General features: G+C 75.0%; 1 protein-coding gene. It reads left to right on the top strand.

What is annotated here, in order from left to right:
- Positions 1 to 256, top strand: a 256-nt coding sequence (locus ADK55_RS23625) for a biotin carboxylase N-terminal domain-containing protein (protein ID WP_324611201.1), incomplete at both ends; no start/stop codon positions are given.

Consider the following 256-nt stretch of genomic DNA (forward strand, 5'->3'; position numbering starts at 1 on the left):
GGCGGCGGCGGACTCCGGCGCGGACGCGATCCATCCCGGGTACGGCTTCCTGTCGGAGAACGCCGACTTCGCCCAGGCCGTCCTCGACGCCGGTCTGACGTGGATCGGGCCGCCGCCGCAGGCCATCCGCGATCTCGGTGACAAGGTCGCCGCCCGGCACATCGCCCAACGCGCCGGCGCCCCGCTGGTCGCCGGGACCCCCGACCCGGTCTCCGGGTCGGAGGAGGTCGTGGCGTTCGCGAAGGAACACGGCCTC

Origin of the sequence: Streptomyces sp. WM4235, from assembly GCF_001279725.1 — a bacterium.
In the GTDB taxonomy this organism is placed as follows: domain Bacteria; phylum Actinomycetota; class Actinomycetes; order Streptomycetales; family Streptomycetaceae; genus Streptomyces.